Source organism: Capsulimonas sp., assembly GCF_039929585.1.
GTDB lineage: Bacteria > Armatimonadota > Armatimonadia > Armatimonadales > Capsulimonadaceae > Capsulimonas.
In genome coordinates this window covers 1-3,700 of record NZ_JBDSQY010000170.1, presented here as the reverse complement: position 1 = coordinate 3,700, position 3,700 = coordinate 1, and the positions used below count along the sequence as shown (strand labels likewise).

At 59.5% G+C, this 3,700-nt stretch carries 5 protein-coding genes; 4 read left to right on the top strand and 1 reads right to left on the bottom strand.

All coding sequences use genetic code 11. From position 1 onward, the window contains the following. The first annotated feature begins 61 nt into the window (after nucleotides 1-61). From ABIZ35_RS11815 to ABIZ35_RS11805, 3 genes are all read left to right on the top strand, one after another. Nucleotides 62-1,729 carry a hypothetical protein gene (locus ABIZ35_RS11815; RefSeq protein WP_348220105.1) on the top strand — a complete coding sequence of 556 codons (1,668 nt, stop codon included), beginning with the start codon at nucleotides 62-64 and terminating at the stop codon, nucleotides 1,727-1,729. A gap of 105 nt (nucleotides 1,730-1,834) precedes the next feature. Continuing rightward, entirely contained in the window at nucleotides 1,835-2,413 is a 579-nt protein-coding gene (locus ABIZ35_RS11810; protein WP_348220104.1) for a hypothetical protein, read from the top strand. A gap of 89 nt (nucleotides 2,414-2,502) precedes the next feature. Further along, entirely contained in the window at nucleotides 2,503-2,625 is a 123-nt protein-coding gene (locus tag ABIZ35_RS11805) for a hypothetical protein (RefSeq protein ID WP_348220103.1), read from the top strand. 57 nt (nucleotides 2,626-2,682) lie between these two features. Here ABIZ35_RS11805 and ABIZ35_RS11800 read toward each other — a convergent pair whose 3' ends face one another. Next, nucleotides 2,683-2,835 (bottom strand): hypothetical protein, encoded by a 153-nt coding sequence (locus tag ABIZ35_RS11800; RefSeq protein WP_348220102.1) that lies wholly within the window; start codon nucleotides 2,833-2,835, stop codon nucleotides 2,683-2,685. 45 nt (nucleotides 2,836-2,880) lie between these two features. On the opposite strand from ABIZ35_RS11800, the gene ABIZ35_RS11795 reads away from it, so the two are divergent. Beyond that, nucleotides 2,881-3,639, top strand: coding sequence for a discoidin domain-containing protein (locus tag ABIZ35_RS11795; protein ID WP_348220101.1), 759 nt, complete (start codon nucleotides 2,881-2,883; stop codon nucleotides 3,637-3,639). Nucleotides 3,640-3,700: the final 61 nt, after the last annotated feature.

The following is a 3,700-nucleotide window of genomic DNA, read 5'->3' as shown; positions in this document are numbered from 1 at the left end:
GGCCGCGCTGGCGCCGCCGGCGCAGGACACGGCGGCAACAGTCCAGCCGTAAGGAGGCCGCATGCCCTCCCCAACCTCGGACGCCATTGAAATTTGGCGGTCCGTCACCGGCATCGACGACGCGAATTTTTCACTGCTGACGACGCTTCTCGACGGAGCGTCGTTTTCTTTTGACGATTCCCCCGTCGTTCCCCAGCAGATTTATATTTACCGGGCGCGTCGCTACCAAGCAAACGTCGCTCTTTACTCGGCCTGGTCGCCGCTCGTCTACGTGCGCGGGCCATGGCCTCTGAGAACAGGAAACATCATGGCGAACGAAACGTATACAGGCATGGATTCCTTACTTGGGATCGCCCGCGAAGCGACCGAAGGCATCCCGTGCAAGGCCCAGAAAGGTTATGACCGGCTCAGCGGGTCGATGGATATCGACCTGGACAATCCCGATCGCGAAACCCTTCAGAATATCGATACGGACATTGAAAGCGCTCCGGGCGTCAGCAAGGTCGGCCCCGAGTCGATCCTCTCCACATGGACGCCGGAAGGCCTCAGCCGCGCCCTTTGCGCTCTGTTTGGCGATCCCACGGAAACCGTGGGCGGCGGGACCGCGCCGGCTGCTACGGCCGCAACAGCTTCCGCAGCGGGCGGCGTGATCCCCGCCACGCAGCAGGTTTACTTCAAGACGGCCTACGTTCGCCCGACCGACTGGGGCGTCACGACGGCCAGTACTGAGTTCAGCGCCACCACGAGCGCCGGCGTGACCAACAGTATCAGCGTCGCCTCTCCTGCGGTTCAGACAGGCGCCACCGGCTGGAACCTGTACGCCAGTTTAGCGAGCGGTGCTGAGACGCTGGTCGCTTCGAACATCGCGATCGGTACGCCGTACGTCCTCACGGACCTGGCGAAGATCGACGTCAGCGCGGACGTCGCGCCCCAATCCTTCTTTGTTCACCAGTGGAAATCGAAGCGAGGTTTTGTCCCGCATACGCTCCTGGAGAAGCGCGGCAACTCCGTCTACGCCTTCCCAGGCTCTAAGGTGAACTCACACAGCTTTTCGGTGGACAAGACGCAGTCGACGCCCCTCCAGGCGACGTTCGAGTGGCTGGCGCTCAATCAGCTGATTTACCGGACCGATGGCGTGCTCACCGATGTCGCTCTGGACACCGCCGGCATGGACCCGAACGCCTGTTTCGGATCGTCTCAGGCGATCATGACGATCGCCGGCAACCTCGCGCCGCAGTGCAAGGTCTTCAACATCAAGCTCGACAAGGCAATGCAGGAGCGGCAAGGGCTGACCGGTTACCGAGGTCCGGTCGCGCATTTCTCCGAAGGCTGCACCTATACCGGTGATATGACCATGTATTTCGGAAACGAGGCGGAATCGATCGTCTACTTCGGCAAGCTCGATTCGGTCACCGTGCCGTATGGGGCGACCAAGAGAATTCGGACGTTCTCGATGCAGCTTGCCATCATCGGTGAGCCGACCACCACCGGGTACCGGCCGCGGCTGTACTACAAGGTGCCGAAAGCCCAATACAAGAAGGTCGCCAAGCCTGTTCAGGGCAAGAACGCCATCATGCAGTCCGTGAACTGGAAGGCTTACTATGACGCGGCCTCCAGCTGCGCGGTGATCATTGAGCTATGGCATTCGGAGGCCTTGGCGACGATCACGGCGGCGGCCACGCCCATCACCAGTGTCCCGATCAATGCGATCAACGCCTACACCGCATAACCGGACGATCTGATAGTTAACAGATACCCCTGATTATCAACGGACATCATAGTCAATCGGAATGAGATCCGGCGCGGTCTACCGCGCCGGATCGGAGAGAGATCCATGGCAAAAGAATTAACGGCGGCCCAGCTCCAGCAGCGTCAGGAGCGCCTGGACAGGCAAAGCGCTCCGGTACAGAAGTCGGGCTCCGCCGAGGATGTCAATGAGGCGGAGCCGGTTTCGCTTTCCGTCGCGATGGGCGAGGGCGAGACCATCATGCTGGGAGATCGTCCGCTGAAGATCGCCCAGTTTCCGTTGAAGTACCTGAATGAAGGCTACGCGATGGTGTATAAGTGTCACGCGCTTCTGCTCGCGATCGCCATGGCGGCTCCCGATGATGCGCCGGCGGACCTGGAGCTGGTGACGGATGTTTATAACGCGCTTCTGAAGCGAACGCCGGAGAGCGATCCGCCCTCTTATACCCTCCAGGAAGTGACGTTCTTCATTTCCGCGCTGCCGAGCGCCGTGAGCAACGACACGGCCGTCCAGGATGCGATGTACAATGCCGTTTTGTTCGCGCTCCGCCGCCGGCAAAAGGACATCACGCGTGAGGAATTGGAAGAGGAGTTCGATCTCGCGTGGTTCCTGCGCGCCGTCCGGATGATCCTGCGCGTCAATCGCGGAATGCGCGAAAGTTTTTAGGGACCTCCGCGAGCGCCCCAGCTCGCGGAGCGGCGGCCGATTGGGGAAAGAACTTCGCCTTTGCGCGCGCCTACTTCGGACCGATCGATATGGAAGACACGGACATCGACCAGTTGAAGATGCTAACGGACCGTATCCAGGAGATCGAGAAGTACCGGTCGGAGATGGTCGCGTCAAGCCTGGCGCAGATCTTGTGGGCTACCCCGAGATAAATCTCGCAATGAGTGCAACAAAACCCCTCTAATTCGGTCGTATAATGTACTATGCGATCAAACACAGAGACACGTTCCAAAGCAGTTGTTGCGTTTTTTCTGCTTCTTTGCGTCGCCGTTGCCTTCCTGATCGTCTCCCGGAAACCGAGAGAGGTTGTCAGCGCGCGCGAGGCCGTCCCGGTCCATGTCTTCAAAGCTCGCGAATTTCACAACCGACCATCTCAGCGACCCCGCGTCAGAGAAAGGAGATCAAGATTGAATGCACTCGCCTACAAGTACATCATCAATGATAGCGGTTCGCACATGGATGCGCCGGACTTCGTTCTTGACGCTCCGTTGCTCTACGACGGAAACCCCGGAGATGCGTCGACAGGATACACGACAGCCGGAACAGGGCATGGATACTTACGAGCGTTCATTGATTTAGGTTCGACTGTCAATGTCCGAGGAGTCAGACTTTCAGGAAACCTGTTCTACTTCTTTATATTGTATTCGACGGATGGCGTGAACTGGAACGCAGTTGGGCCGATATCCTCTGGTTCGACGTTTGCGTGCAATATCAACGCCAGATATTTACAGGGCGGACCAGCTTCTGAGATTACTGACTTCCACGCCTACGATAGCGCGAATGCATTGATCGGCGCTCCGTCAGCGCCGCCCACGGCGGCGCCGTCACTTACGTTCGGAACGCTGACGTCGAAAGTCGTGCCGGTCATCATCCCGGCTCTCGGCGGGGGCGCCGCCTCTTACGATCTCCAGCGCGCTTCGGATGTGAGCGGCGGCGCCGGCGCATACGTCACGATCCAGGCCTCAGTGACCCCGTCCGCCGCCTATCCCGATACGACCGCCATTCCAAAGCAGAGGTTTTGGTACCGGCTCTTGGCCGTGAACGGATCGGGGGCGGCGGCGGGACTGGGCGCCCCGGTCACCGTCCCGGATATCCTCGCGCCGTCTCTTAGCGGAGTCGCCTTACTGACGAACAACGTTCCCATTATTCGGGTCAGCGGCGCTTAAAACACCCTCCCATATTCTCAATCTGCAAAAAAGCCTCTCCGGCGCCGGAGAGGCTTTTTTG